Source organism: Bradyrhizobium sp. SZCCHNR2028 (assembly GCF_032380995.1).
In the GTDB taxonomy this organism is placed as follows: domain Bacteria; phylum Pseudomonadota; class Alphaproteobacteria; order Rhizobiales; family Xanthobacteraceae; genus Bradyrhizobium.
The window spans coordinates 564,425-589,580 of sequence record NZ_JAUHJF010000001.1; the positions used below are offsets into that span (position 1 = coordinate 564,425).

The 25,156-nt window shown below is 65.3% G+C and carries 21 protein-coding genes; 5 read left to right on the plus strand and 16 right to left on the minus strand.

What is annotated here, in order from left to right; genetic code table 11:
* Positions 1–768 precede the first annotated feature (768 nt).
* Positions 769–2,610, minus strand: a complete 1,842-nt coding sequence (gene recJ, locus QX121_RS02610; RefSeq protein WP_315811093.1) for a single-stranded-DNA-specific exonuclease RecJ — start codon at positions 2,608–2,610, stop codon at positions 769–771.
* Between the two features lie 309 nt (positions 2,611–2,919).
* Here recJ and QX121_RS02615 point away from each other — a divergent pair, with 309 nt between their 5' ends.
* Complete coding sequence (locus QX121_RS02615) at positions 2,920–4,008, plus strand: methyl-accepting chemotaxis protein (protein ID WP_315737832.1); 1,089 nt, start codon at positions 2,920–2,922, stop codon at positions 4,006–4,008.
* A 10-nt stretch (positions 4,009–4,018) separates the two neighbouring features.
* On the opposite strand, the gene QX121_RS02620 is transcribed toward QX121_RS02615, so the two are convergent.
* From QX121_RS02620 to QX121_RS31610, 5 genes are all read right to left on the minus strand, one after another.
* A complete protein-coding gene (locus QX121_RS02620; protein WP_315811094.1) occupies positions 4,019–4,738 on the minus strand; it encodes a haloacid dehalogenase type II in 720 nt (239 codons plus the stop codon).
* Between the two features lie 123 nt (positions 4,739–4,861).
* Positions 4,862–5,863 carry a class II fructose-bisphosphatase gene (glpX, locus tag QX121_RS02625; protein WP_315737830.1) on the minus strand — a complete coding sequence of 334 codons (1,002 nt, stop codon included), beginning with the start codon at positions 5,861–5,863 and terminating at the stop codon, positions 4,862–4,864.
* A gap of 204 nt (positions 5,864–6,067) precedes the next feature.
* Positions 6,068–7,387 (minus strand): homoserine dehydrogenase, encoded by a 1,320-nt coding sequence (locus tag QX121_RS02630; RefSeq protein ID WP_315737829.1) that lies wholly within the window; start codon positions 7,385–7,387, stop codon positions 6,068–6,070.
* Between the two features lie 39 nt (positions 7,388–7,426).
* Complete coding sequence (locus QX121_RS02635) at positions 7,427–8,647, minus strand: LL-diaminopimelate aminotransferase (protein WP_315737828.1); 1,221 nt, start codon at positions 8,645–8,647, stop codon at positions 7,427–7,429.
* Positions 8,648–8,881: 234 nt separating this feature from the next.
* Positions 8,882–9,070 carry a hypothetical protein gene (locus QX121_RS31610; RefSeq protein WP_409999088.1) on the minus strand — a complete coding sequence of 63 codons (189 nt, stop codon included), beginning with the start codon at positions 9,068–9,070 and terminating at the stop codon, positions 8,882–8,884.
* A gap of 369 nt (positions 9,071–9,439) precedes the next feature.
* Between QX121_RS31610 and QX121_RS02645 the strand changes: the two genes are divergently transcribed.
* Positions 9,440–11,245 (plus strand): class I poly(R)-hydroxyalkanoic acid synthase, encoded by a 1,806-nt coding sequence (locus QX121_RS02645; RefSeq protein WP_315772192.1) that lies wholly within the window; start codon positions 9,440–9,442, stop codon positions 11,243–11,245.
* Positions 11,246–11,318: 73 nt separating this feature from the next.
* The gene (locus QX121_RS02650; RefSeq protein WP_315737826.1) at positions 11,319–11,717 is read left to right on the plus strand and encodes an MAPEG family protein; all 399 of its coding nucleotides are present in this window, start codon (positions 11,319–11,321) and stop codon (positions 11,715–11,717) included.
* A 9-nt stretch (positions 11,718–11,726) separates the two neighbouring features.
* Here the strand turns inward: QX121_RS02650 and QX121_RS02655 are convergent, their stop codons facing one another.
* The 10 genes from QX121_RS02655 to QX121_RS02700 form a co-directional block, all read right to left on the minus strand.
* On the minus strand, positions 11,727–12,776 hold the full coding sequence (locus tag QX121_RS02655; protein WP_315811095.1) for a LacI family DNA-binding transcriptional regulator: 1,050 nt from the start codon (positions 12,774–12,776) through the stop codon (positions 11,727–11,729).
* Positions 12,773–13,417, minus strand: a complete 645-nt coding sequence (locus QX121_RS02660; protein ID WP_315712128.1) for a ThuA domain-containing protein — start codon at positions 13,415–13,417, stop codon at positions 12,773–12,775. The genes QX121_RS02655 and QX121_RS02660 overlap by 4 nt, the downstream gene beginning before the upstream one ends.
* 10 nt (positions 13,418–13,427) lie before the next feature.
* The gene (locus QX121_RS02665) at positions 13,428–14,525 is read right to left on the minus strand and encodes a Gfo/Idh/MocA family oxidoreductase (protein ID WP_315811096.1); all 1,098 of its coding nucleotides are present in this window, start codon (positions 14,523–14,525) and stop codon (positions 13,428–13,430) included.
* Positions 14,526–14,547: 22 nt separating this feature from the next.
* Positions 14,548–15,396, minus strand: a complete 849-nt coding sequence (locus QX121_RS02670; RefSeq protein WP_315798550.1) for a carbohydrate ABC transporter permease — start codon at positions 15,394–15,396, stop codon at positions 14,548–14,550.
* A complete protein-coding gene (locus QX121_RS02675) occupies positions 15,389–16,330 on the minus strand; it encodes a sugar ABC transporter permease (protein ID WP_315811097.1) in 942 nt (313 codons plus the stop codon). The genes QX121_RS02670 and QX121_RS02675 overlap by 8 nt, the downstream gene beginning before the upstream one ends.
* 1 nt (position 16,331) lies before the next feature.
* Positions 16,332–17,591 carry an extracellular solute-binding protein gene (locus QX121_RS02680; RefSeq protein WP_315811098.1) on the minus strand — a complete coding sequence of 420 codons (1,260 nt, stop codon included), beginning with the start codon at positions 17,589–17,591 and terminating at the stop codon, positions 16,332–16,334.
* A gap of 247 nt (positions 17,592–17,838) precedes the next feature.
* The gene (locus QX121_RS02685; RefSeq protein ID WP_315811099.1) at positions 17,839–19,065 is read right to left on the minus strand and encodes a threonine ammonia-lyase; all 1,227 of its coding nucleotides are present in this window, start codon (positions 19,063–19,065) and stop codon (positions 17,839–17,841) included.
* Positions 19,066–19,182: 117 nt separating this feature from the next.
* Positions 19,183–20,175 carry an N-acetyl-gamma-glutamyl-phosphate reductase gene (gene argC / locus QX121_RS02690; protein ID WP_315811100.1) on the minus strand — a complete coding sequence of 331 codons (993 nt, stop codon included), beginning with the start codon at positions 20,173–20,175 and terminating at the stop codon, positions 19,183–19,185.
* Complete coding sequence (locus QX121_RS02695; protein WP_315811101.1) at positions 20,172–20,837, minus strand: FMN-binding negative transcriptional regulator; 666 nt, start codon at positions 20,835–20,837, stop codon at positions 20,172–20,174. The genes argC and QX121_RS02695 overlap by 4 nt, the downstream gene beginning before the upstream one ends.
* 250 nt (positions 20,838–21,087) lie before the next feature.
* Positions 21,088–21,618 carry a DedA family protein gene (locus QX121_RS02700; protein WP_315737817.1) on the minus strand — a complete coding sequence of 177 codons (531 nt, stop codon included), beginning with the start codon at positions 21,616–21,618 and terminating at the stop codon, positions 21,088–21,090.
* A gap of 270 nt (positions 21,619–21,888) precedes the next feature.
* Between QX121_RS02700 and parE the strand changes: the two genes are divergently transcribed.
* Together parE and QX121_RS02710 are read left to right on the plus strand one after the other, a co-directional pair.
* Positions 21,889–23,952 (plus strand): DNA topoisomerase IV subunit B, encoded by a 2,064-nt coding sequence (gene parE, locus QX121_RS02705; protein ID WP_315737816.1) that lies wholly within the window; start codon positions 21,889–21,891, stop codon positions 23,950–23,952.
* A gap of 238 nt (positions 23,953–24,190) precedes the next feature.
* On the plus strand, positions 24,191–24,967 hold the full coding sequence (locus QX121_RS02710) for an outer membrane beta-barrel protein (protein WP_315751666.1): 777 nt from the start codon (positions 24,191–24,193) through the stop codon (positions 24,965–24,967).
* Positions 24,968–25,156: the final 189 nt, after the last annotated feature.

Below are 25,156 nucleotides of genomic sequence, written 5' to 3' on the forward strand. Positions count from 1 at the left end.
CCCGTCGCCGCGTGCTCCTCAACGCCACAGCAAGCGAACGTCATGTCTCGCAGCGATGTCAGTCGGATGACCGAAACCGCTTTGGGAGGCGCAAGATTTCGCTTGCTTTTCTTACGAAAATCGGAAATTATATGACGGTCCCGTCCTCATGAGAGGGGCGCTTCGCGATCGTCATGAACGTGGAGGGCGGGATGCGGTGGCCGCGATCGTGTCGCAGCGTGCTCGATGTACGCGGACGAACGGCAGGTTGCGGACGTGAAATCGCGTGGTCCTGGCGCCCCGATGCTGGCGCCAAGTCTTTGGGTGATGATGATCCCGGAGACGACGGTGGCTATCAAGCCGAACACCGGGGAGATCGCGTATAAGCGTTAAGACCTCCGCGCAGGGAATGCCGGTTGAAACGGCTTTGCCTGTGGTGACTGCCGCCTGCTTTTTGTTTGCAGGCGGGCCATGGGTGAGGCCTTCACCCGGCATTCCCTGCGCCCTCTCTTCTCTGATGAGGGTCTTGATCCAGCATCACTCGGGCGCAGATGCGCGGCGAGATTACAAAGACTTGCCCTGCAATGAGACACGCGACGGCCACCCCGCACTCCGCTGTCGTCCCGGCCTCCGCGCCGGGACCCATACCCACAGGGAGCCGTTTGAGGCATGATCGGAGTGAGCATCTCGTTCTCACAACGTCTGCTGCTGCGTATAGGTCCCGGATCGGCGCTTCGCCGACGCGAGCGTCGTCGAAGCTTGTCTGGGACGACAGCGGTGTTGGGGCTGCTACCTGATCATCGCCGGTCCATGATCCGGCACGGCGACATCGAGGACGCGCAGTTGCACGCGCTCGACTCCCTGGTAGCGGTCGACGGTGAGCGTGCCGGCGACATGCAGGATCTGGCCGCGATGCTGAACCAGCGCGTTGCCGAGCTTCTGGCCGACGGAGCGGAACGCGATCGCGTTCACCATGGCGCCGTCGCCGGATTTGAAGCGCAGCTTCAGATGCGCCTGCCCGACCTCGTCGGCGTAAACCAGCTGATGCGACGGCAGCGCCACGATCGGCTCCGGATTGCCGCTGCCGAAGGGACCGGCGCGATTGAGCGTCGCCACCAGCTCCGGCGTCGCGGCGCGCGCGCTGATGGCGCCGTCGATCAGGATCTCGTTGACGTGCCGTGCGTCGGCGACGTCGGCGGCGAGCGCGCTTTCGAGAAAGGCGCGAAACTCGGCCAACCGCTCCTTGCGCAAGGTGACGCCGGCGGCCATCGCGTGCCCGCCGCCCTTCATCAGGATGCCCTGCTCCACGGCATGGCGGACGGCCTTGCCAAGATCGACGCCCGGAATCGAGCGGCCCGACCCGGTGCCGATGCCGCCCGGCTCGAGCGCGATCGCAAACGCCGGCCGGGCAAACTTTTCCTTGAGCCTGGACGCGACCAGCCCGACCACGCCGGGATGCCAGCCTTCGGACGCCGTCACGATGACGGCGCCCTTGTCCTCCAGGCCGAGCGAGGCCAGCGCCTCGGCCTCGGCCTGCGCTTCGGCCTGCTGCTCGATGACGCGGCGCTCGCTGTTGAGGCGGTCGAGCTCGGCCGCGATGCGCGCGGCTTCGGAGACGTCGCTTTCCAACAGCAGCCGCACGCCGAGATCGGCGCGGCCGATGCGCCCGCCGGCATTGATGCGCGGTCCCAGCATGAAGCCGAGATGCCAGGCTTCGGGCGGACCGTTGAGCCGGGCGACATCCATCAGCGCGGTGTGCCCGACATGGTCGCGCCGGCGCATCGCGATCAGGCCCTTGGCGACGAACGCGCGGTTGAGCGCGATCAGCGGCGCGACGTCGGCGACGGTGCCGAGCGCGACGTGATGCAGCATGCTGAGCAGATCCGGCTCCGGGCGCGTGCTGCTCCAGAAGCCGCGGCCGCGCAGCTCGCGATTGACCGCAACCAGCGTGACCAGCGTCAGCCCGACCGCGGCGAGATAGCCGAGGCCGGAGAGATCGTCGGGCCGGTTCGGATTCACCAGCGCGTCGACCTCGGGCAGTTCCTCGCCGCATTGATGGTGATCGATCACCACCACGGACATGCCGAGCCGCCGCGCCTCCGCCAGCGGCTCGAGGCTGGTGGTGCCGCAGTCGACCGTGACGAGCAGCGTCGCGCCCTTGGCCGCGAGCGCGCGGATGGCATCGACGTTCGGGCCGTAGCCTTCGAAGATGCGGTCGGGAATGTGGATCAGCGGATCGAGCCCGCAATGGCGCAGATGCCAGGCGAGCAGCGCCGCCGAGGTTGCGCCGTCGACATCGTAGTCGCCGAAGATCGCGACCTTCTCGCCCTTGACCGCTGCGTCGGCAATGCGCTCAGCCGCCGCCTCCATCTGCGTCACCGTGAACGGATCCGGCATCAGCTTGCGGATGGTGGGATCGAGGAAGTCGTTGACTTGATCGAGCTCGACCTCACGCCCCGCCAGAACCCGGGCCAGCATCTCCGGCAGTTGATAGCGCTGCACCATCGCAAGCGCGCGCGCCGCGCCGCGCGCATCCAGCCGGTCGCGCCACAATTTGTTGGTCAGCGACAGCCGCACGCCCAGGAACGCCTGCGGGGCGCTCAGGGGCAGTGCAAGGGCGGATGGTGCCATGACGCGCGGGGCCTCGCTTGCAGCGCAGCGATTCGAAACGGACGCCGTCGAATCTACAGCAACTGGCCTGCCTCAGCAGGTTCCATCCATGAAACCCACCAGAATCGTCCCAGAACTTGGCGGAACTCACAGGAAATCAGGGAAATGCCGCCCATATACGGCTGGTTGCCTAAAATTCGAGCTGCGTTCAATGGAGTGCATTAAACAGCCGTTAGGCGAACTCCGTAACATTTCAATCAATTATTACATCCGATTTGTCCGCCCTCTTCGTGCCGACCAGGAGGCGCGGCAACATGGAGTTCATTGCCGATGCTGACCGCGCCCGAGTTGAAGACGCAGCCCTCCGCCGCTCCGGCACAAACGACTCCCAAGGATGACGAGACCGACGTCTCGGCGCTGATCGCCCGGCTCACCGGCGAGGTCAATCAGATCGCCTGCGAGAAGACCAAGTCGATCCAGCAGATCACCAACCAGATGAAGATGCTGGCGCTGAACGCGCTGATCGAGAGCTCGCGGGTCGGCGCCCAAGGCGCGGGCTTCGCCGTGGTGGCCCAGGAGGTCCGCGCCGTCGGACAGCTCGTCGAGACCATCGCGCGCGAGCTGGAAGGCCAGCTCACGACCCGCACCGGCAATCTGAAGAGCTCGATCGAACGCATGACCGAGCGGGCGCGCGGCGAGCGCATGGTCGATCTGGCGCTGAATGCGATCGAGCTGATCGACCGCAATCTCTACGAGCGGACCTGCGACGTGCGCTGGTGGGCGACCGATTCGGCCGTGGTCGATTGCGCGGCGGACCCAGACGCCGCACGCGTCGCCCATGTCTCCGATCGGCTCGCGGTGATTCTGTCGGCCTACACCGTCTATCTCGATCTGTGGCTGTGCGATCCGAGCGGCAAGGTGATCGCCAACGGCCGCGCCGACCGCTTCAACGTCGTCGGCCAGAGCGTCGCCGACACCAAATGGTTTCGCGAGGCGCGGGGCTTGCGCTCGGGCGACGACTACGTCGCCGGCGACGTCGAGTGCCAGCCGCTGCTCGGCAACGCCCAGGTCGCAACCTATTGCGCCTCGGTCCGTGAGGACGGCAAGGCGCATGGCAAGCCGCTCGGCGTGCTCGCCATCCATTTCGACTGGGAGGCCCAGGCGCGCGCGATCGTGCAGGGCGTCCGTGTCAGCGAAAGCGACAAGGCGCGCGTGCTGCTGGTGGATTCGAATCTGCGCGTCATCGCGTCCTCGGACGGCCAGGGCATTCTCAGCGAGCGGGTGTCGCTGAAGCTCGATGGCAAACGCAGCGGCTTCTATCAGGACATCTCCGGGCGCATGGTCGCGTTCCACGCCACGCCCGGCTACGAGACCTACAAGGGTCTCGGCTGGTACGGCGTGATCGTGTCGGGTGCGTGAGGCAGGAGGATCAGCAACCCAGCCGGTCGGCGATGCCGCCAAAATCATCGGCGACGATGTCCCAGGCGCCGGTGGCGTCGAAGTCGCGGCTCTGCAGCGGGCCGTATTCGGTGGGGCGGGCGACGAAGGCGGTCTTCAGGCCATAACGTTGCGCCGCCTCGAGATCATTGTTGTGCGCGGCGACCATCATCACCTCGCCGGGCGCAAGACCAAGCAGACGCGCGGCGCCGAGATAGGTCTCGGGGTCGGGCTTGTAGTGCTGGAACAGCTCGGCGGAGAGTACGAGGTCCCAGGGCAGACCCGCGAACTTCGCCATGTTGGTGAGCAGCGCGACATTGCCGTTGGAGAGCGGCGCGATGATGTATCTGGATTTCAGCCGGGTCAGCCCGGCGACACTGTCGGCCCACGGATGCAGCCGGTGCCAGCCGCGGGTGAGATGATCGAGATCGGCTTCGGTGAGGCCGGTGATGCCGAGCTGCGCGACCAGCGTCTCCAGCGAGCGCCGATGCAGCACGTCGAGGATGACGTAGCCGCGCTCCGGATGCCTCCGGACCTCGTCCATCGAGCCGACGTAGAGCCCGCGCCAGCCATCGACCAGTGCGGTCCAGTCACCCTGGATGCCGTGGGTCTTCGACCACGCGGTAAAGTCGTTGATCAGGCTGGTGCGCCAGTCGACGACAGTGCCGAACACGTCGAACACCAGCGCCTTGACCATGGACAGATCGGACATGCTGAGCCGCTCTCCAATTTCGTCATTCCGGGATGCGCGCACAGCGCGCAGACCCGGAATCTCGCGCCACGGTCTCGAGATTCCGGGTTCACGCTCCGCGTGCCCCGGTACGACTGTGCTGGATCAGTCGAGGTGGAATTTCGCCAGCTGGCGGTGCTCGGCGCGGATGTAGCGCACCGTGCCGGTGACCGAGCGCATCACGACGGTCTCGGTCTCGATGACGCCGTCCTTGCGGAACTTGACGCCGGAGAGCAGCGAGCCGGTGGTGACGCCGGTGGCCGCGAACAGACAGTCGCCGCGGGCCATGTCCTCGATGCCGTAGATCATCTTGGGATCGCCGACGCCCATCTTGTGGGCGCGCTCGCGCTTCTCCTCGGTGTCGAGGATCAGGCGGCACTGCATCTGGCCGCCGATGCAGCGCAGCGCCACCGCGGCCAGCACGCCCTCCGGCGCGCCGCCGGTGCCGAGATACATGTCGACGCCGGTGTTGTCGGGATCGGCGCAGTGGATCACGCCGGCGACGTCGCCGTCGGTGATCAGGCGCACGGCGGCGCCGGTCGAGCGCACGCCCTGAATGATGTCAGCATGGCGCGGGCGGTCCAGCACCAGCACCGTGATCGCGCCCGGCTCGACGCCCTTGGCCTTGGCGAGCCGGCGGACGTTGTCGGCAGGCGTCGCGTCGATGTCGACGACGCCCTTGGCGTAGCCGGGGCCGACCGCGATCTTCTGCATGTAGACGTCGGGAGCATGGAGGAGCGTGCCGCCATCGGCCATCGCCATGGTCGCGATCGCGCCGGGCATGTTCTTGGCGCACAGGGTGGTGCCCTCGAGCGGGTCGACCGCGATGTCGACCCTGGGGCCGGCATTGAGGCCGACCTTCTCGCCGATATAGAGCATCGGCGCCTCGTCGCGCTCACCCTCGCCGATCACGACCGTGCCTTCGATCGGCAGCTTGTTGAGCTCGCGGCGCATCGCATCCACGGCGGCCTGGTCGGCCGGCTTCTCCTGGCCGTGGCCGCGAAGCCGCGCCGCCGATACCGCCGCCCGTTCGGTCACGCGCACCAGCTCCAGCGTCAGGATGCGCTCGAGCAGCAATTGTTGCGGGACAGAAATCTGCGTCGACATCGGTCAACTCCTCAAGACGTCACGGCGGACATCCGCCATCAAAATCTACCGCTCGCACGCCGCCCCCCTGGGCGGCAGCCGGGTCAGGCGGTCGGCACGAATGGCCGTTCCCCGCCTGTCTACTCTCCCGGTTTGAGCATGAACCTATACCAAACGCCACGCGTTTGTTTGAGCAGGGACAAGCGGTTCCCTGTGCATCATGCGCTAGTTCTTCTCGATCCGGATCACCTGGGGCTTGCCGCTGATGACCTTGTCGCGCTGCACCGCCTGGAGCGCGCGATGCACGGCGTCCTCGTGGGTCGCGTAGGTGATCAGGATCACCGGGACCGGCGCGGACTTGCCGGCGGTCTTCGCCGGCTCGCTGCCGTTGGGATGGCGCTGCACGATCGATTCGATCGAGATCTTCTGCTCGGCGAGCCGGGTCGCGATGGTCGCTGCCGTGCCGGCATGGTCGCGCGCCATCAAGCGGATGTAGTAGCCGCCCTCGTGCCGCTCCATCGGCGCCTTCTCGGTCGCCTGCAGCTTATCGACCGGCCGTCCGAACGGCGCCGCGCGGATACCGCGCGCGACATCGGCGATGTCGGCGACGACCGCGGAGGCCGTGGCGGCGCCCCCTGCTCCCGGACCGACCAGCGTGATCGGCGGGATACCGTCGCCGTCGATCGTGACCGCGTTGGTCACGCCCATGACCTGGGCGATCGAGGAGGATTTCGGCACCATCGTCGGATGCACCCGCTGCTCGATGCCCTTGGCGGTGCGCACGGCAACGCCAAGCAGCTTGACGCGGTAGCCGAGCTCAGCGGCCGCGCGCAGGTCCTCCGGCGCGATCGAGGAGATGCCTTCGACATAGACGGAGTTCTGCGCCACCTGGGTGCCGAAGGCGAGGCTCGCCAGAATCGCAAGCTTCTGTGCGGTGTCATGGCCGTGGATGTCGAACGACGGGTCAGCCTCGGCATAGCCCAGGCGCTGGGCATCCTTGAGGCACTCGTCGAACGACAGCCCCTCCTGCTCCATCCGCGTCAGGATGTAGTTGCAGGTGCCATTCAGGATTCCATAGACGCGGTTGATGCCGGTGCCGGCAAGCCCCTCGCGCAGGGTCTTGATCACCGGAATGGCGGCACCGACGGCCGCTTCGAAGTTCAGCGCGCCACCATGCTTCTCGGCCGCCTTGGCGAGCTTCAGGCCATGCTTCGCAATCAGTGCCTTGTTGGCGGTCACCACCGACTTGCCGGCCTTGAGCGCGGTGTCGATCGCCGACAGCGCGGGATCACCCGCGCCCCCCATCAGCTCGACCAGGCAGTCGATTTCGGGATCACCAGCCAGTGCGATCGGATCCTTGGCCCATTTGATCCCGGACAGATCGATGCCGCGCTTCTTGGCCTTCGACCGCGCCGTCACGGCAACGACCTTCACCGGGCGTCCCGTCCGCTCGGTGAGCACGCGCCCCTGACGCTCGATGAGACGAACGACCTCGACACCCACGGTGCCGAGGCCCGCGATGCCCACTCTCAGGGGTGCGACCATGGAATCAAAGAACCTGTCGAAAGGAAAATACGGGAGGGTTCAACGCCGGTTGGCGATGGGAACGACGTTGTGCAACGTTTCGATCCCGCTTTCAAGGAAGCGGCGGACGCCGCGCGCGGCCTGCCGGATGCGCTGCTCGTTCTCGACCATCGCGATGCGGACATAGCCCTCGCCATGCTCGCCGAAGCCGACGCCCGGCGACACCGCCACGCCGGACTTCTCGACCATGAGCGTCGCGAACTGCATGCTGCCGAGGCTCTTGAACTTCTCCGGCAAAGGCGCCCAGGCGAACATCGAGGCCTCAGGCGACGGGATCTCCCAGCCGGCCCGGCCGAACGCCTCGACCAGCGTGTCGCGGCGCTTGCGATAGACGTCGCGCATCTCGCGGATGCAGTCGTCGGGACCGTTCAGGGCAGCCGTGGCCGCGACCTGCACCGGGGTGAACGCGCCGTAGTCGAGATACGATTTCACGCGGGCGAGCGCTGCGATGATGCGCTCGTTGCCGACGGCAAAGCCCATGCGCCAGCCGGCCATCGAATAGGTCTTCGACATCGAGGTGAACTCGACCGCGACATCCATCGCGCCAGGCACCTGCAGCACCGACGGCGGCGGGTTCTTGTCGTCGAAATACACCTCGGCATAAGCGAGGTCCGACAGGATGAGGATCTCGTGCTTCTTCGCGAATGCGACGAGGTCGCGATAGAAATCGAGGCTCGCGACATAGGCGGTCGGGTTGCTCGGATAGCAGACGATCAGCGCCAGCGGCTTCGGAATCGAATGAATGATCGCGCGCTCGGCCGCCTCGAAGAACTGCGGCGTCGGCTCCGAAGGCACCGAGCGGATCACGCCGCCCGCCATCAGGAACCCGAAGGCGTGGATCGGATAGCTCGGATTGGGACAGAGAATGACGTCGCCCGGCGCGGTGATCGCCTGCGCCACGTTGGCAAAGCCTTCCTTGGAGCCGAGCGTCGCCACGATCTGGGTGTCGGGATTGAGCTTCACCCCGAAACGGCGATCGTAATAGGCGGCCTGCGCCCGGCGCAGTCCGACGATGCCGCGCGAGGCCGAATAGCGGTCGGTGCGCGGCTTGCCCAGGGTCTCCTTGAGCTTCTCCAGCACGTGCGGCGGCGCCGGCAGATCCGGATTGCCCATGCCGAGATCGATGATGTCGGCCCCGGCGTTCCGCGCGGCCGCCTTGGCCCGGTTGACCTGCTCGAACACGTAAGGCGGCAGACGGCGGATGCGATAGAAATCTTCCATGGGTCTCTCGGCTCCGGCAACCGGGGGCGGATTCGCCAGCAGAGCTGGCGCTGCGGCGACGCGGGCCATGCATTGAAACCGGTGCTGGATCAGGAGTTTAGCACGGGCTCGCGGCTTGGCTGGCAACGACACGCGGAGGTGTTGATTGCGGTGTTTTATCATGGCCGCCGCGCCACGCCAGACAATTACGCCGCTCAGAGCGGCCGATCTCCCAGCCCTTGGTCGCCTGGCCGATCATTTGGGCCTGGTGCTGGTGCCCGCCGAAGCCTGGCGGTCACGCGCCGCGAGCAACTCCTTTTCGATCTTGGCGCGCTCCTGCGGCGAAATGATCGGCGCATCGCGGTCGCGCGGCACGTCGTTGACGGGCAGATACCCGCCCGGCTCCTTGGGTCGGGCGACCGCATCCGCGTCGAGCGACGGCATGTCCGCGATTGGACTGGAGCACCCGGCAAGCGCGAGCGCGCCGAACACAACGAGCCCCGCAACAAGGGCGCGCCGTTCCGACCTCCAGCCTCGCCCCTGCGTCCCCACGCGCACGTCCCTCGGTCCCCAACTTCCAGTCAGCGGTGCCCAGTCCGACCGCGGCGCGGCGCATTTTGCCGCAGTACAACCAATTGTCACTCGAAACGTTACCGGCTTGAACAGGAATTTCATCCAGCTACGTGATCAACATGTCGGAAGCGAGAGATTTTTTCGCAACGCAACAATCAGAAATCGAATTTGTCGCAAACTCGCGGATTATTGATCTCGCGCGGTGACGAGACGGTCCCGACGCGATAGTGTGATTGAGCCATGACCGACGTTCAGAACAGCAGCAATCCAGAAAAAACATTCGATGCGGAAGCGTTCGCGATGAACATCGCGAAAGCCATGGAAAGCAGCGGCAAGGCGCTCTCGGCCTATCTGAAGCCGCGCGAGACAGGCGAAGTTCAGGACCGGCCACCGACCGAATTGACCGAGGTCGTCAAATCCTTCACCGCCGTCGCCGACTACTGGCTGTCGGACAAGGAGCGCGCCAGCGACATCCAGACCAAGATCGCCAAGGGCTATCTCGATTTGTGGGGCTCGGCCTCGCGCCGTCTCGCCGGCGAAGACGCACCCCCGGCCATTTCGCCCTCCCCGCGCGACAAGCGCTTCGCCGATCCGGAATGGAAGTCGAACCAGTTCTTCGATTTCGTGATGCAGGCCTATCTGCTGACGACGCAGTGGGCCCAGGACCTGGTCCACAATGCCGAAGGCCTCGACCCGCACACGCGCAAGAAGGCCGAGTTCTACGTCAACCAGATCATCAATGCGCTGGCGCCCTCGAATTTCGTCCTGACCAATCCGGAGGTGCTGCGGCAGACGGTGGCATCGAGCGGCGACAATCTGGTGCGCGGCATGCAGATGCTCGCGGAGGACATCGAAGCCGGCAAGGGCTCGCTGAAGATCCGCCAGTCCGACCCGGGCAATCTCGAGGTCGGCGTCAACATGGCGACGACGCCGGGCAAGGTGATCTTCCAGAACGAGATGATGCAGTTGATCCAGTACGCGCCGACGACCGAGAACGTGCTGCGCACGCCGCTGCTGATCGTGCCGCCCTGGATCAACAAGTTCTACATCCTCGATCTGCGCCCCGAGAAATCCTTCATCAAATGGTGCGTCGATCAGGGCCTCACGGTGTTCGTGATCTCCTGGGTCAATCCCGACAAAAAGCTTGGGACCAAGACCTGGGATGACTACATGAAGGAAGGCCCGCTCACCGCGATGGACGTCATCGAGAAGGTGACGGGCGAGATGAAGGTCCACACGCTCGGCTACTGTGTCGGCGGCACCATGCTCGCGACCACGCTCGCCTGGCTCGCCGACAAGCGCCGCCAGCGCGTGACCTCGGCGACGTTCCTTGCCGCACAGGTCGACTTCACCCATGCCGGCGATCTGCTGGTGTTCGTCGACGAGACCCAGATCTCGGCGCTGGAGCGCGACATGCAGGCGTCGGGCGTGCTCGAGGGCAGCAAGATGGCGATGGCCTTCAACATGCTGCGTTCGAACGACCTGATCTGGTCCTATGTCGTCAACAATTACCTGAAAGGCCAGGCGCCGCAGGCGTTCGACCTGCTGCACTGGAACTCGGACGCCACGCGGATGTCGGCGGCGAACCATTCCTACTACCTGCGCAACTGCTATCTGGAGAACCGGCTGACGCAGGGCACGATGGTGCTGGATAACACGCTGCTGGATCTCTCCAAGGTGAAGGTGCCGGTCTACAACCTCGCCACCCGCGAGGACCACATCGCGCCGGCCGACTCCGTGCTGTACGGCTCGCAATTCTTCGGCGGGCCGGTGAAGTACGTGCTGTCGGGCTCCGGCCACATCGCCGGCGTCGTCAACCCGCCCTCCTCCGGCAAGTATCAGTACTGGACCAACGACCAGATCCACGACATCTCGCTGAAGGACTGGATCAAGGGCGCGCAGGAGCACAAGGGCTCCTGGTGGCCGGACTGGCGCGAATGGTTGAGCCAGCTCGATCCGGAAGAGGTTCCCGCGCGCGGCGTCGGCAGCGAGGCCTATCCACCGCTCGAGGATGCGCCGGGCTCCTATGTCCGCGTCCGCGCATAGCGTGATCCGCCGCGATTGACTATAACCGCTCCGTCCCGCCGGGACGGGACGGGAATCAGTTGAGGGGATCTCGATGACGCGCGAACTGTTCTGGCTGACGCTCACGGTCATTCTGACCGGCCTGCTGTGGGTTCCCTACATCCTGAACCGCTGCCAGGTCCGCGGCCTCACGGGCGCGATGGCCAACCCCTCCCGCAACGACAAGCCGCACGCGCCGTGGGCAACGCGGCTGATGTTCGCGCACGACAATGCGGTCGAGAACCTCGTCATCTTCGCGCCGCTGGTGCTGATCCTCAACGCGATCGACTATTCGACCAAATGGACCGTGCTCGCCTGCGCCGTCTATTTCTGGTCGCGGGTGGCCCACGTCATCGTCTACGCGATCGGCCTGCCCGTGTTCCGGACGCTGGCGTTCGTGGTCGGCTTCATCGCCCAGGCCATCCTGGCGCTCGCCATCTTCGGCTGGCTCTAGGCCGATCTGCTAGGGCAGATTGTCCCGCAGAAAGATATCGATGCGGATGCGCTCCTGGTCCGGACTGATCGGCTCCCCCGAGCAGTGCGCGAGCAGAATGCGCGCCGCCGAGCGCGCCTCGTGGCCGGGGTCCTGGTTGATGATGGCGTCCAGCGTTCCGCGGACCAGGAACCGCCGCGTGTGCTGGGTCAGCTCATGGGTGATCCAGACCACCTCCCGGGCGCGGCCGGATGCCTCGAGCGCGTCGGCGATGCCACGGTTGCCGGCGCCGCAGCAGTAGATGCCGCGCAGATCCGGATGGCGGGCGAGCAGCGCCGCGGTCAGCTCCCGCGTGCGCTCGCTCTCATCGCGGCCCTCGATGGCCGGAAGCGCGAGCAGGTTCGGGTACTCGCTGGACAGGATCTGGTGAAAGCCGAATTGCCGCTCGGCGTGATCGCGCAGCGACAATGATCCCGCGATCACGGCAACCGTCCCCTCGCGGCCGCCGAGGTAGCGCCCCATCAGCGTGGCCGCCGTCCGTCCCGCGGCAGGGTTGTCGATGCCGACATAGTGCAGGCGGCGCGAGCTCGGGGCATCCGAGACCAGGGTCACCACCGCGACGCCGCGCGCGGTGAGCTCGTCGATCGCGGCGCGCACTCTGGGGTGATCCAGCGCGATGACCGCAACGCCCTGATAGGCCGGCGACAGGTTCTCCAGCGCACCGGCCAGCACGTCAGGATCGAACACGTCGACGTGGAGGATATCGATGAAGCCGCGCTGACCGGCCAGCCACTCTGCCGTGCGCTGGACCTGCTCGGTCAGGATGGTCATGAAGCTGTTGCCGCCGGTCGGCAGCACGAAGGCAAAGCGGAAGCTCTGGCCGCGCGCGAGCCGTGCCGCTGCGACGTCGGCGCGATAACCCAGCTTGGCAACAGCGGCCTCCACCCGGGCAACGGTCTTGGCACGCACGCCCTCGCGCCGGTTGATGACGCGGTCGACGGTGGCGAGCGACACGCCCGCCGTCCGCGCGACGTCCTCCAGCGTGGCCCGGACCGGTAACGGGTTCGCGTCAGCCGTCACTCGCGCGCCGCCCATAGCATGCCGCGGGTCATCAACGTCCGGATCTCCGGCACGTCGAGCTCGTAGGCGCGGTGGCCGAGCGAAGAATAGAATACCCTGCCCGCGCCGTAACGCTTCTTCCAGACCACCGGCATCACCACCCCCTCGATCCATGGGGCGTGCTCGCCGGTGAAGGTCGTGGTCGCCAACACCTCGTTGGCCGGATCGACGTGCATGTAATACTGCTCGGAACGGTGCTCGAAACTTGTCAGGCCCTTCATGATGGGATCGTCCGGCCTGGTCAAGTCGACCCGATAGTCGATGATGTTGCCGGGATGGGCGACCCATTGCCCGCCGCACAGGAACTGGTAGTCGACCGAATCGCGGAAGGCATCGCACATGCCGCCATGATGGCCGGCGAGCCCGACTCCGCTGCGCACCGCCGCGCAGAGATTGAGCGCTTCCGCCTTCTCGATCTTGGACATCGTGTAGATTGGAATGATTAGCGACAGATCGTGGATCGCAGGATCTGCGAACGCGGCCGTCGTGGTCTCGATCCGCACCTCGAAGCCTTCCGCCTTCAGCCAGCCGCGGATCATCGAGGCGCACAGATCGGGGTCATGTCCTGGCCAGCCGCCCCATACAATCATTGCCTTGCGCATGTCTCTGTCCTCAGTCGATCTGTCCGGTGTCGCGTCCAACAGGCAACATCGCCGGCCGCTCCACGCGGCTCTCGATCCTGACCCGCCGGCCTTCGTTTGCGGAGGTCTGGAACGCCTCCATGACCTCCAGCACGTGGAAGGCGAGCGCACCGCTAGCCCGATGCGGCCGGTCGTTCAGGATCGCGGTCGCCATATCGGCCACGCCGATGGAGCGGAACTCGCCGTCGACGTGACCATGCGTCAACGGCATCGTCTGCCAGTCGCCGCCGGTCTTGGCGACCTGGACCTCTCCACCGAAGCGGTTGGGGTCCGGCACCAGCATGCTACCCTCGGCGCCATAGATCTCGATGGGCGCGTGCCGGTGCTTCGGAACGTCGAAGCTCATCGTGACCGAGACCACCGCCCCGCTCTCGAACTCCAGCGTGCCCGCGACGTGGGTCGCGACCTCGACCGGGATCAGTGTGCCGTTCATCGGTTGGCTGGTGACAAGGCGCTCTGATCGCGGGCGCGCCGTGGAGCCCATGACGCTCACGACCGGGCCGAGCAGTTGCACGAGATCGGTGATGTAGTACGGGCCCATGTCGAGCATCGGCCCGCCGCCGCGCAGGTAATAGAAGCCCGGCGCCGGATGCCAGCGCTCATGGCCGGGACAGCCGAAGAACGCGCTGCCCGCGACAGGCGTGCCGATCGCGCCGTCGTCGATCAGCTTGCGCGCGGTCTGGTGGCCGCCGCCAAGGAACGTGTCGGGCGCGCAGCCGACCCGCAGATTCTTCTGCGCGGCAAGCTCGATCACCTTGCGGGCTTCCGCGACGTCGATTCCGAGCGGCTTCTCGGAATGCACGTGCTTGCCGGCATTCAGCACGGCGAGACTGACGTCGGTATGGGCGAGCGGCACGGTGAGATTGATGACGATCTCGACGTCATCGCGCTTCAGCAATTGATCGACCCGCATCGCCGGCAGGCCGAAGGCTGCGCCCTGTCGCTCGGCTGCGTCGCTGCGCATGTCGGCGAGCGCCTTGATGTCCAGAACGGGGAAGCGCTCGGCCGCCTTCAGATAGGCGGTGCTGATGTTGCCGCAGCCGATGATGCCGATGCCGACTTTTCTCATTGTGGTCTCCGTGAGGTCCCGTTCATCCCTTGACCGCGCCCGATGTCAGGCCAGCAACGATGTGCTTCTGCGCCAGGAGGAACAGAATGATGGTGGGCAGGATGGTCAGGGTGATGAAGGCGAGGATCAGGTGCCACTCGGACGAATACTCGCCCTGATAGACCATGATGCCGAGCGGCCATGGATACAGCGCATCGGTGTTGAGCATCACGAGCGGCAGCAGATAGGCGTTCCAGCTGTTGACGAAGGTGATGGTGCCGACCGTCGCCAGGATCGGGCGCGACAATGGCAACGTCACGTAGCGGAAGAATTTTATATAGCTGCAGCCGTCGACCAGCGCGGCCTCGAGCAGCTCGTAGGGGATGTCCTTGAAGAAGCGGCGCAGCAGCAGCACGCTCATGGCGAGGCTGAAGGCGACCTGCGGCAGTGCGACGCCGAAATAGGTGTCGAGCAGCCCGAGATCGCGCACCTTGATGAACAGCGGCAACACCGCGGTCGCCGCCGGAAACAGCAGACCGAGCGTCAAATAGCTCAAGAGCATCGAGCTGCCGTAGAATCGGACATGGGCAAAGGTGAAGGCCGCCATCGAGGCGACGATAAGAGTCAGGACGACCGTCAGCGTCGAGATGATCAGCGAATTGCGCAGCAGCTGCCAGTAGCGCCCGGAGAACAGGATGTCGGCATAGTTCTGCCACTCCCAATGCTGTGGCAGGCCGAACGGGTTGACGCGCAGCTCCCCGAGCGACTTGAAGCCACCGAGCAGCGTCGCAAGCAGCGGCACCAGCACGAAGATGGCGACGATGGCGAGGAACGCTGCCTTGAACAGCACGGCAGGATCGAACGGCGCCCTGGTGGCCTCGGCACTATTCATCGCGCATGAACCATCGTTTGTAGGTGAAGGCAAAGGTCACGCAGATCACGAACAGGATGACGCCGATGGCGCTGCCGTAGCCGACCCGCATGCGGGAGATGCCGTTGTTGTAGAGAAAGCTCACCATCGTATTCGAGGAGTCGGCGGGCCCTCCGCGCGTCAGCGGCATGACCAGGTCGAACAGCTGCAGCGAGCCGACAATGGCGAAGAACACCGAGAGCCGGATCGTCGGATGGAGCAAGGGAATGACGACGTGGCGCAGGCTCTGCGACCGCGTCGCACCGTCGATCCGGGCGGCCTCGATCAGGCTCTTGTCGATGCTCTGGAGCGCGGCGATGAACAGCATCATGTGGAAGCCGAAATACTTCCAGACGATCACGATCAGCACTGCCAGCATCGCCGTGTCGGTCGAGGCCAGGAGATGCGGCGGGTCGGCGCCAAAGCTGCGCCAGATCGAGGCGACCAGGCCGTAATCGCCGTCATAGACGAAGCTGAAGATCAGCCCGGTCGCGATCTCGGCGAGGATATAGGGCATGAAGAACAGCATCCGCAGCGCCACTGCGCCGCGGAACCGCTCCGCAAGCATCAAGGCCAGCGTCAGCGCAAGCGGTAGCTGGACACAAAGCGAGACCGCGACGATCAGACCATTGTTGCGAAGCGCGAGCCAGAACGCCCGTGTCTCCAGCACGAAGCGATAGTTGTCAAAGCCGATCCAGTTGGTCGGCCTGCCAAACCCATTCCAATTGAAGCCCGAGTACCAGGCGGCCTCGCCGATCGGCAGCACCACGAACAGCGTGAACAGCAGCAGCGCCGGCGGCAGGAACAGGATCAGGACGGTGAAGCGGCCGTCCCAGCTCGGGCCACGCACCGCGCGTGACGAGAGCGATGCCGGCGACACATCCATCGCCGGCGAGCCCGCGAATGGCCTTGCCACGTCAGTTGCCCTGCTTCCGCGCCGCCTCGATCGCCTTGGCGGCGTCCTGCGGGCTCATGCTGCCACCCGCGATCTCCGCGGAGACGTCGTTGACGACGCGACCGACCGAGGGGCCGAGGCTCTGGTCATAAAAGTTCTGGTGATAGTTCGATTTCGCCAGATTGGCGGCGATCAGCTTCATGAAGGAGTTGTTGAGGCCTGCCTCCGCGCCCTGCACCACCGGGATGACGAAATTCCCTGCCGCCAGCCGTGTCTGCACATCTTTCGAGATGAAGTACTTCAGGAAATCGACCGCTTCCTTCGGCGAGCCCTTGGTGACCAGCCAGCCGGTGATGCCGCCGAGCGTATCAGTCGGCGCGCCCTTGCCGCCGGCCACGGTGGGAAAATCGAACCAGCAGATCTTGTCCTCGCTCAACCCGACCTTATCGGCAGCGAGCGCGCGCTGGAGATTGTAGACCGAGCTGATCGCCAGCGTCATCGCCGCCTTGCCATCGCCGAAATAACCGACCGCCTGCGGATTCTTGAAGCCAAGAAAGCCGTTCTGGAACGGCTGCAAATCGACGAGCTGCTTGAACAGCTCGCCTGATTTGACGAAGGTGTCGCCGGCAAAGCCGCCATTCTCGCCACGCAGCGCCGCGTCGAATGCCGGCTTACCGCCGATCCGCACCGCAAGATGCGTCCAGTAGAAATGCAGCGGCCATTTGTCGGCGCCGCCGACCACGATCGGGGTCACGCCGGCCGCCTTCAACGTCTTCACGGCGCTCAGCAGATCGTTCCAGCTCTTGATCGCCGTGGGATCGACCTTCGCCTTGGCCATCAGCTCCTTGTTGCAGACGAAGCCGACCTGCGACAGCGAGATCGGCAAGCCGTAGACGTGGCCGCTGTCGGTGAATGCCGCGAGCGCCGCCGGAGTCACGCTGTCGCTGTAGCCTTTCACCTGCTCAGTGATGTCCTCGAGCACGCCAGCCTCGATCTGCGCCTTCAGGACACCGCCAGCCCAGCTGTAGATGATGTTCGGCCGGTCCTTGGATTGCAGGATAGTCGGCAGCTTGGCCTTGTAGGCCTCGTTCTCGAGGAACTGCATCTCGATCTTGACGCCCGGATGCGACGCCTCATAGGCGCGGACCACCTCCTCCCAGATCTTCACCTGGGCCGGATTGACCTCGATATGCAGCCATTTCACGGTCGTATCGGCGCTCGCGGCGTTGGCCCAGAGCAGGCATGCGGCAGCGGCGAGTCCCAGCTTCGCGAGCAGTCTCATCAGAAATCCTCCCAACCGTCTTTTTTGTTGCGGTAATCCTGTCCTCATTTTTTGAGGTACGCAACTGAAATTCTGACCGAGCAAACCTCAAACGTGTTCGCATTTGCGAACAGCTTCACGAGCAGACAGAGAGATTGCTAATTGGGCTGAGCAAGAATCGGCGGGCAGCCGCACGCGCCTTTCGCCTGGAAAATGCGGAGCGGACGTCTGCCGCACCGCGAAGGATCTGCTGGAGATCGCCTGACGCTCAGGTGCAGCGCGCCTTGAAATCGGCGGCCACCAGTTTTGCCATCACGTCGTTGAGATGCCCCTGGTCGCGCGTCTCGATCACCAGCTCCAGCAAGGTCGCCTTCGCCGGCAGGTCGGAGAACGTGCGCTGGTGCGACACCTCGATGATGTTGGCGCCTGCGTCCGCCAGCAATGTGGAGACGGCAGCAAGCTGTCCGGGACGATCGACGATGTCGATCGACAGCTGCGTCAGCCGCCCCTCGCGCGCCAGTTCGCGGGTGAGGACCGAGGCGATCAGCCGGGTGTCGATGTTGCCGCCGCTCAGCACAAGCCCGACATTGCATCCGGCAAACTGCGCGGGGTGCGCAAGCACGGCAGCGAGACCGGCCGCGCCGGCGCCTTCGACGACCGTCTTCTCGATCGAGATCAGGGTGGCGAGCGCCCGCTCGATCTGCGGTTCGGTGACGAGCAGGATGTCGTCGACGAGATGGCGGATGATCTCGGTCGTGATCCGGCCCGGCGATTTCACCGCGATGCCCTCGGCGAGCGTGTCGCCGCGCATCGGCAGCTGACTGCCGCGGATGGCGTTGTACATCGACGGATAGAGCTCGGCCTGAACGCCGACGATGCGCAAGCCCGGCTTGATCGCGCGCGCCGCGACTGCCATGCCGGAGATCAGCCCGCCGCCGCCGATCGGCACCACGAGCGTATCGAGCTCGGGGACCACCGCGAGCATCTCCAGCGCCACCGTGCCCTGCCCCGCGATGATCAGCGGATCGTCGTAAGGATGGATCATGGTCATGCCGAGAGCCGCGCCATGCTCCCTGGCGAACGCGCCCGCCTCCTCCAAGGTGGCGCCGGAAATCACGACCTCGGCGCCGTGCCGCCTGGTGTTCTCCACCTTCACCATCGGCGTGCCCACCGGCATCACGATGGTCGCGGGAATGCCGAGACGCCGCGCGTTGTAAGCGACGCCCTGCGCGTGGTTGCCGGCCGACATCGCGATCACGCCGCGTTCGCGCTGCTCGGCGGACAGCGCATTCAGCCGGTTCAGCGCGCCGCGCTCCTTGAACGAGGACGTGAACTGCAGGTTCTCGAATTTCAGCCAGATGTTGCATCCGCAGATCTCGCCGAGCGTCCGGCTCTGGTTGCAGGCGGTCGCGAGTACGGCGCCGTGGATGGTCGCCGCGGCGGCTCGCACATCGCTCACGGTGACGGCCAGCGCATTCAGATCGGTGGGGGTCATGGGTCTGCCCATTCCTCAGCGTGCGTCGTTGCACAGCGCGGCCGGCGGAACGCCGGCCGTCGCATGATGTTGCCGATCGTGCCGGGCGCTTCCGCGACCGGATGATCCAGATCGATCTCAGCTGCCGAGATCGGGCAGCCCGAGCATCAGCCGCATGTTCTGCACGGCCGCGCCCGACGCGCCCTTGCCGAGATTGTCGAGCCGCGCCACCAGCACCGCCTGGTGATGCTTGTCGCTGGCGAAGACGTAGAGCTCGAGCTTGTTGGTCTCGTTGAGCGCCTCCGGCTCCAGCCGGCCGCTCTTGGCCGCCGCACCATCGAGCGGCATCACCGAGACGTATTGGCTGCCGGCATAGTGCTTCGCCAGGGCGGTCTGCAGGTCTGAGCCAGACGGCTTGCCCGGCAGCGTGTCGAGCTGCAGCGGCACCGAGACCAGCATGCCCTGCCGGTAGTTGCCGACCGAGGGAATGAAGATCGGCCGCCGGGTCAGCCGCGAATAGAGCTGCAATTCGGGTAGATGCTTGTGCTCGAGGCTGAGGCCGTACAGCTCGAAGTTCGGCGCGGTGCCATTCTCAAAGGCCGCGATCATCGTCTTGCCGCCGCCGGAATAGCCGCTCACCGCGTTCACCGTGACCGGATAGTCCTGCGGCATCAGTCCGGCATCGACCAGCGGCCGCAGCAGCGCGATGCCGCCGGTGGGATAGCAGCCGGGATTGGAGACCTTCCGCGCATTCCGGATCTTGTCGGCCTGGTCGGCGGCGAGCTCGGGAAAGCCATAGGCCCAGTCCGGCGCGACCCGGTATGCGGTCGACGCGTCCAGCACCTTCGGCGCGGCATGTCCCATGCCGTCGATCAGCGCCACCGTCTCCTTGGCCGCATCATCCGGCAGGCAGAGGATGACGAGATCGACCTCCGCCATCAGCGCCCGCTTGGCCGCTGGATCCTTGCGCTTGTCCTCGGCGATCGTCTTCACGACGATGTCCGGCTGGTGCCGGAGCCGCTCGGCGATTCCCAAGCCAGTCGTGCCCGAGCCGCCGTCGACGAACACGGCGCGCGCCGCAACCCCGGAGGCGGTGTGAGCTTTCGGCAAGTTGCTATCGATCACGGTCATGACACGCTCCTTGAGGGGTGGGTTTCGCCGGCAAAGGCCTGGGGCCGCGCCTGCCGCATGAGAGACGATATCTGTTGCGAGCCGATGTCGGGCCGCTCGCCGAGCCGGGTTGCGACCGCCGCATAGTCGGCTTCGGACTTGTGCTGGTTGAGCTTGAAACTGCCTTCGACCTGGTCGATCGTCATCACGATGCCGATGATCGCCTTGCGCATCGCCTCCAGCCGGCCAGCGCTCATCTTGTCCGAGGTCCACGGCGTTTTCGGCAACAGCCTTTGCTCGAACTCGGCACTGACCGCATCCACCTGCTCTGCGAGCTCCGCCTCCGACAGGATGCGCGCCGGGCCGGTCAGATGCACTGCCTGATAAAGCCAGGTCGGCACCTGATCGGGCGAGACGTACCAGTCGGCCGACACATAGGCATCGGCGCCGTTGACGGCGAGCAGCCACGGCGTCGCGCCGTCGGCGAGCTTCGCCAGCGGATTGCCGCGTGCGACGTGGAAGAACGCCTGCGGCGTGCCGTCGTTGAGCGCCCCGAGATGAAACGGCACGGAGGACGCGATCGGCTTGGTGCCGTCCGACGCGCACACCGTGCCGAAGCCGCGCGCGTCTGCAAAGCCGAGGCTCGCGGCGCGATCGGGCTTGAAGGGTGGTGGCGTGTACATCGGAAACTCCTGCTGGACGAAGGAGCCGCCTGATCAATCGCGCTGCAAGGAGAAAGTCTGCCGCGGGATTCGGATCCGGCGGCAGGGGCTGTGATCTAGACGCAGATCATCGCCCGTACCGCGGGGGTACGACGGCGCATTTCGGCGATCATGTTGGTCGCTGCGTTGATCATGGGGGCAGGCCTATAAGGCCGCCGGGTTCCTGCGTCAAGCTCGCAAGTCGGCCCGGCCCCCGTTTTTGGGGCTGGCATCAGACCGCATGCCACAGCCATTCCATGATGCGCCCGATGATGTCGCCGAACAGCAGCAGCACCGCCGACCACACCAGCGCCGACACGAAGTTGGCGATCTGGAACACCATGTAGGGCATCTCGAAAATGCCCGCCGCCAGCGGCACCGATGCACGCAACGGGCCGAAGAACCGGCCGATGAAGATGCTCGGCACGCCCCAATCGCGCACGAAGGCCTCGCCGCGCGGAAGCATCTCCGGGTAGCGCGACAGTGGCCACATCTGGGCGACACGATCCTTGTAGCGGTAGCCGAACCAATAGGAGAGCCAGTCGCCGAGCGCGGCGCCGATGCCCCCGGCCAGCCAAATCGGCCAGAAGCTGATCCCGGTGGCGCCGATCAGGGCTCCAATCGCGACCAGGGCGCCCCAGGCAGGAATCAGGAGTGAGACAAAGGCCAGGGACTCGCCAAAGGCAAGCAACAGAACGATCGGAGCAGCCCAGGCCTGATGGTCGCGCACGAAGTCGGCAACCGCGCGGCCAAAATCTTCCATCTGCTCGACGCCTTTCTGCTCCGGGGCGCTTAAGTGCTTGAAGGCCTTCGCGGTTCCCTGGCGCAGACTGGTACGCCACCGAACCCGCCCACTTCAAGTCACAACAACCGGCTGAACCGCGTGAACAGCGTCGATCCGGCGATCGGAACCGGCCAAGACGTGGCGGGCCGGTGAACGTCGTTGTTTCCCGGGTCATTGTTTTATGCCGGTCCATGGCATAGTCAGGCCCAACGATTCGTTCCATCTTGCGCACACGCAACATCAGATTCCATGGGTAAGCCGTTGAAATCAGCTGCAAAAGCCAAGGCCAAGGGCGTCACGGACCCGTTGGCGGCGTTCGCCGCAAAGGGCAAGGCTCCGGCCAAGCCAGCCGCCCGCTCTGCGGGTGCCGAGGGCGATTACACTGCCCGTGACATCGAGGTCCTCGAGGGCCTGGAGCCGGTGCGGCGCCGCCCCGGCATGTATATCGGCGGCACCGACGAGAAGGCGCTGCACCACCTGTTCGCCGAGGTCATCGACAACTCGATGGACGAGGCGCTGGCCGGCCACGCCACCTTCATCGAGGTCGAGCTCGATGCCGAAGGCTTCCTCACCGTGACCGACAACGGCCGCGGCATTCCGATTGATCCCCATCCCAAATTTCCGAAGAAGTCGGCGCTCGAGATCATCATGTGCACCCTGCACGCGGGCGGCAAGTTCGACTCCAAGGTCTACGAGACCTCGGGCGGCCTGCACGGCGTCGGCATCTCCGTGGTGAACGCGCTGTCGACCCGGCTCGAGGTTGAGGTTGCCCGCAACCAGAAGCTCTACCGCATGGTGTTCGAGCGCGGCCACCCGAAGGGCAAGCTCGAGGAGGTCGGCAAGGTCGCCAACCGCCGCGGCACACGGGTGCGTTTCCAACCCGACCCAACCATCTTCGGCGCCAAGGCGACGTTCAAGCCACAGCGCCTGTTCAAGATGGCGCGCTCGAAGGCCTATCTGTTCGGCGGCGTCGAGATCCGCTGGAAATGCGATCCGTCGCTGCTGAAAGGCATCGAGGACGTTCAGCCCGAGGCGACCTTCCACTTCCCCGGCGGCCTGAAGGACTATCTGGCCGCCGCGATCCATGCCGACACGCTGGTCCATCCGGATATCTTCGCCGGCAAGTCGGGCCGCACCGGTGGCCATGGCGGCTGCGAATGGGCGGTCGCCTGGACCGCGGACGCCGACGGATTCCTGTCCTCCTATTGCAACACGATTCCGACACCCGACGGCGGCACGCACGAATCCGGCATCCGCAGCGCGCTGCTGCGTGGCCTGAAGGACCACGCCGAGCGCGTCGGCCAGGGCAAGCGCTCGGCCAACATCACCTCCGAGGACATCATGGCGGGCGCCGCCATCATGCTCTCGGTGTTCGTGCGCGAGCCGGAATTCCAGGGCCAGACCAAGGACCGCCTCGCCACCGCAGAGGCTCAGCGCATCGTCGAGCAGGCCGTCAAGGACCCGTTCGATCACTGGCTGTCCGGCAACCCGGTGCAGGCGAATCGCCTGCTCGACTTCGTCATCGAGCGCGCCGAGGAGCGTATCCGCCGCCGTCAGGAAAAGGAGACGGCGCGCAAGACCGCGACCAAGAAGCTGCGCCTGCCCGGCAAGCTCGCCGACTGCACCGACGCGGGCACCGAGGGCTCCGAGCTGTTCATTGTCGAGGGCGATTCGGCCGGCGGCAGCGCCAAGCAGGCGCGCGACCGCAAGAAGCAGGCGGTGCTGCCGCTGCGCGGCAAGATCCTCAACGTGGCCTCGGCCGGCAAGGACAAGCTGACCGCCAACGCCCAGCTCGCCGATCTCGTGATGGCGATCGGCGCCGGCACCGGCACGTCGTATCGCGAAGAGGATCTGCGCTACCAGCGCATCATCATCATGACCGACGCCGACGTCGACGGCGCCCACATCGCCTCGCTGCTGATCACCTTCTTCTACCGGCAGATGCGGCCGCTGATCGACGAAGGGCATCTCTACCTCGCCGTGCCGCCGCTCTACCGGCTCACCCATGGCAGCAAGACGTTCTACGCGCGCGACGATGCCCATCGGGACGAGCTCCTGAAGCGCGAGTTCAATGCCAACGCCAAGGTCGAGATCGGCCGCTTCAAAGGTCTCGGCGAGATGATGCCGGCCCAGCTCAAGGAAACCACCATGGATCCGGCCAAGCGCACCCTGCTGCGCGTGGTTCTGCTGGCCGAGGATCGCGACGGCACCGCCGACTCGGTCGAGCGGCTGATGGGGACCAAGGCAGAGGCCCGCTTCGCCTTCATTTCGGAAAAGGCCGAATTCGCCAGCGACGAGCTGCTCGACGTCTAGCTTTTGACCCGATTTCACGCCTCGATTGCAGGTTCCATTCGCTCGCCTGGGCCTGCTTTTCTCTTTCTGTTTCAGTTGTTTACAGAAAGCTAAGGCGTCCCGCACCGCACTTTCCCCTCCGGTGTGGTCAACCGGCAACAGCTTTTGGGCACCAATCGGCTATAGTTCGGGCACATCTGGCGAGGGAATCGCCGCCGCAACCCGGCACCTGCGACATGACGATCTTGGGGAATTGAATATGAAAAAGCTTTTGCTTGCTGCCACTGCGCTGGTTGCGATCACGGGTGCCGCTTCGGCTGCTGATCTGGCGGCTCGCCCCTATGTGAAGGCTCCGATGATGCCGGTGGCGCCGAGCTGGACCGGCTTCTACATCTTCGGTGGTGCCGGCGGCGGCATCTGGGATGCAGACTCGCACACCAACTTCAACGGCGTGCCGGTGACGATCGATCAGCGCGTCGGCGGCGACGGCTGGTTCGGCACCGTCGGCGCCGGCTACGACTGGCAGTTCAATCCGTCCTGGGTCTTCGGCGTGTTCGCCGATGGTCAGTTCGGCAGCATGCGCGGCACCGTGCAGGACCAGATTGCGCCGGCCCTCACTGGCCGCATCAAGATGCAGGATGCCTGGGCCGCGGGCGCTCGCATTGGCTATTTGGTTGCTCCGAATGTCCTGTCATACGTCAATGCCGGTTACTCCGGATCGCATTGGTCGGGCACTGGTCTGACCACCCTCACCGGTGCTGCCTCGGGCTTGCATACCGACTCGTTCAACCGGAACGGCTGGTTCGTCGGCGGCGGCGTCGAGAACAACCTGAACATCTTCGGCATCTCGGCGCCGGGCTGGTTCATGAAGACCGAATATCGCGCGGCCTATTACGACCGCAAGGACATTGCCGTCCGCTTCGATGGCACCAATGCTCTGAGCACGGACTCGGTCAGCTTCAAGCCGTGGGTGCAGACCATCAGCACCTCGCTGGTCTACCGCTTCAACTGGACCGGCCCGGTCGTCAAGTACTGAGCCGAACGCACTCGATCTTTCAATAATTCTGCGAAAAGCCCCGGTTGATCCGGGGCTTTTTGTTTTTGGCTCGGATATTGGCGGCTGGAGCCGCTGGTCATCTGCCGCGCCGGCCGCTAGCCTCCTCGTCACAAAACTTCACAAAAAAGACGGCAGCAGCGTTTCCGATGCTGTGACGCGGTCGATGAG

What these genes read in the sequence shown, in the direction of transcription:
- recJ (WP_315811093.1), bottom strand. Translation starts at nt 2,610, where the DNA reads ATGGCACCATCCGCCCTTGCACTGCCCCTGAGCGCCCCGCAGGCGTTC.
- QX121_RS02615 (WP_315737832.1), top strand. Translation starts at nt 2,920, where the DNA reads ATGCTGACCGCGCCCGAGTTGAAGACGCAGCCCTCCGCCGCTCCGGCA.
- QX121_RS02620 (WP_315811094.1), bottom strand. Translation starts at nt 4,738, where the DNA reads ATGTCCGATCTGTCCATGGTCAAGGCGCTGGTGTTCGACGTGTTCGGC.
- glpX (WP_315737830.1), bottom strand. Translation starts at nt 5,863, where the DNA reads ATGTCGACGCAGATTTCTGTCCCGCAACAATTGCTGCTCGAGCGCATC.
- QX121_RS02630 (WP_315737829.1), bottom strand. Translation starts at nt 7,387, where the DNA reads ATGGTCGCACCCCTGAGAGTGGGCATCGCGGGCCTCGGCACCGTGGGT.
- QX121_RS02635 (WP_315737828.1), bottom strand. Translation starts at nt 8,647, where the DNA reads ATGGAAGATTTCTATCGCATCCGCCGTCTGCCGCCTTACGTGTTCGAG.
- QX121_RS31610 (WP_409999088.1), bottom strand. Translation starts at nt 9,070, where the DNA reads ATGCCGTCGCTCGACGCGGATGCGGTCGCCCGACCCAAGGAGCCGGGC.
- QX121_RS02645 (WP_315772192.1), top strand. Translation starts at nt 9,440, where the DNA reads ATGACCGACGTTCAGAACAGCAGCAATCCAGAAAAAACATTCGATGCG.
- QX121_RS02650 (WP_315737826.1), top strand. Translation starts at nt 11,319, where the DNA reads ATGACGCGCGAACTGTTCTGGCTGACGCTCACGGTCATTCTGACCGGC.
- QX121_RS02660 (WP_315712128.1), bottom strand. Translation starts at nt 13,417, where the DNA reads ATGCGCAAGGCAATGATTGTATGGGGCGGCTGGCCAGGACATGACCCC.
- QX121_RS02665 (WP_315811096.1), bottom strand. Translation starts at nt 14,525, where the DNA reads ATGAGAAAAGTCGGCATCGGCATCATCGGCTGCGGCAACATCAGCACC.
- QX121_RS02670 (WP_315798550.1), bottom strand. Translation starts at nt 15,396, where the DNA reads ATGAATAGTGCCGAGGCCACCAGGGCGCCGTTCGATCCTGCCGTGCTG.
- QX121_RS02680 (WP_315811098.1), bottom strand. Translation starts at nt 17,591, where the DNA reads ATGAGACTGCTCGCGAAGCTGGGACTCGCCGCTGCCGCATGCCTGCTC.
- QX121_RS02685 (WP_315811099.1), bottom strand. Translation starts at nt 19,065, where the DNA reads ATGACCCCCACCGATCTGAATGCGCTGGCCGTCACCGTGAGCGATGTG.
- argC (WP_315811100.1), bottom strand. Translation starts at nt 20,175, where the DNA reads ATGACCGTGATCGATAGCAACTTGCCGAAAGCTCACACCGCCTCCGGG.
- QX121_RS02695 (WP_315811101.1), bottom strand. Translation starts at nt 20,837, where the DNA reads ATGTACACGCCACCACCCTTCAAGCCCGATCGCGCCGCGAGCCTCGGC.
- QX121_RS02700 (WP_315737817.1), bottom strand. Translation starts at nt 21,618, where the DNA reads ATGGAAGATTTTGGCCGCGCGGTTGCCGACTTCGTGCGCGACCATCAG.
- parE (WP_315737816.1), top strand. Translation starts at nt 21,889, where the DNA reads ATGGGTAAGCCGTTGAAATCAGCTGCAAAAGCCAAGGCCAAGGGCGTC.
- QX121_RS02710 (WP_315751666.1), top strand. Translation starts at nt 24,191, where the DNA reads ATGAAAAAGCTTTTGCTTGCTGCCACTGCGCTGGTTGCGATCACGGGT.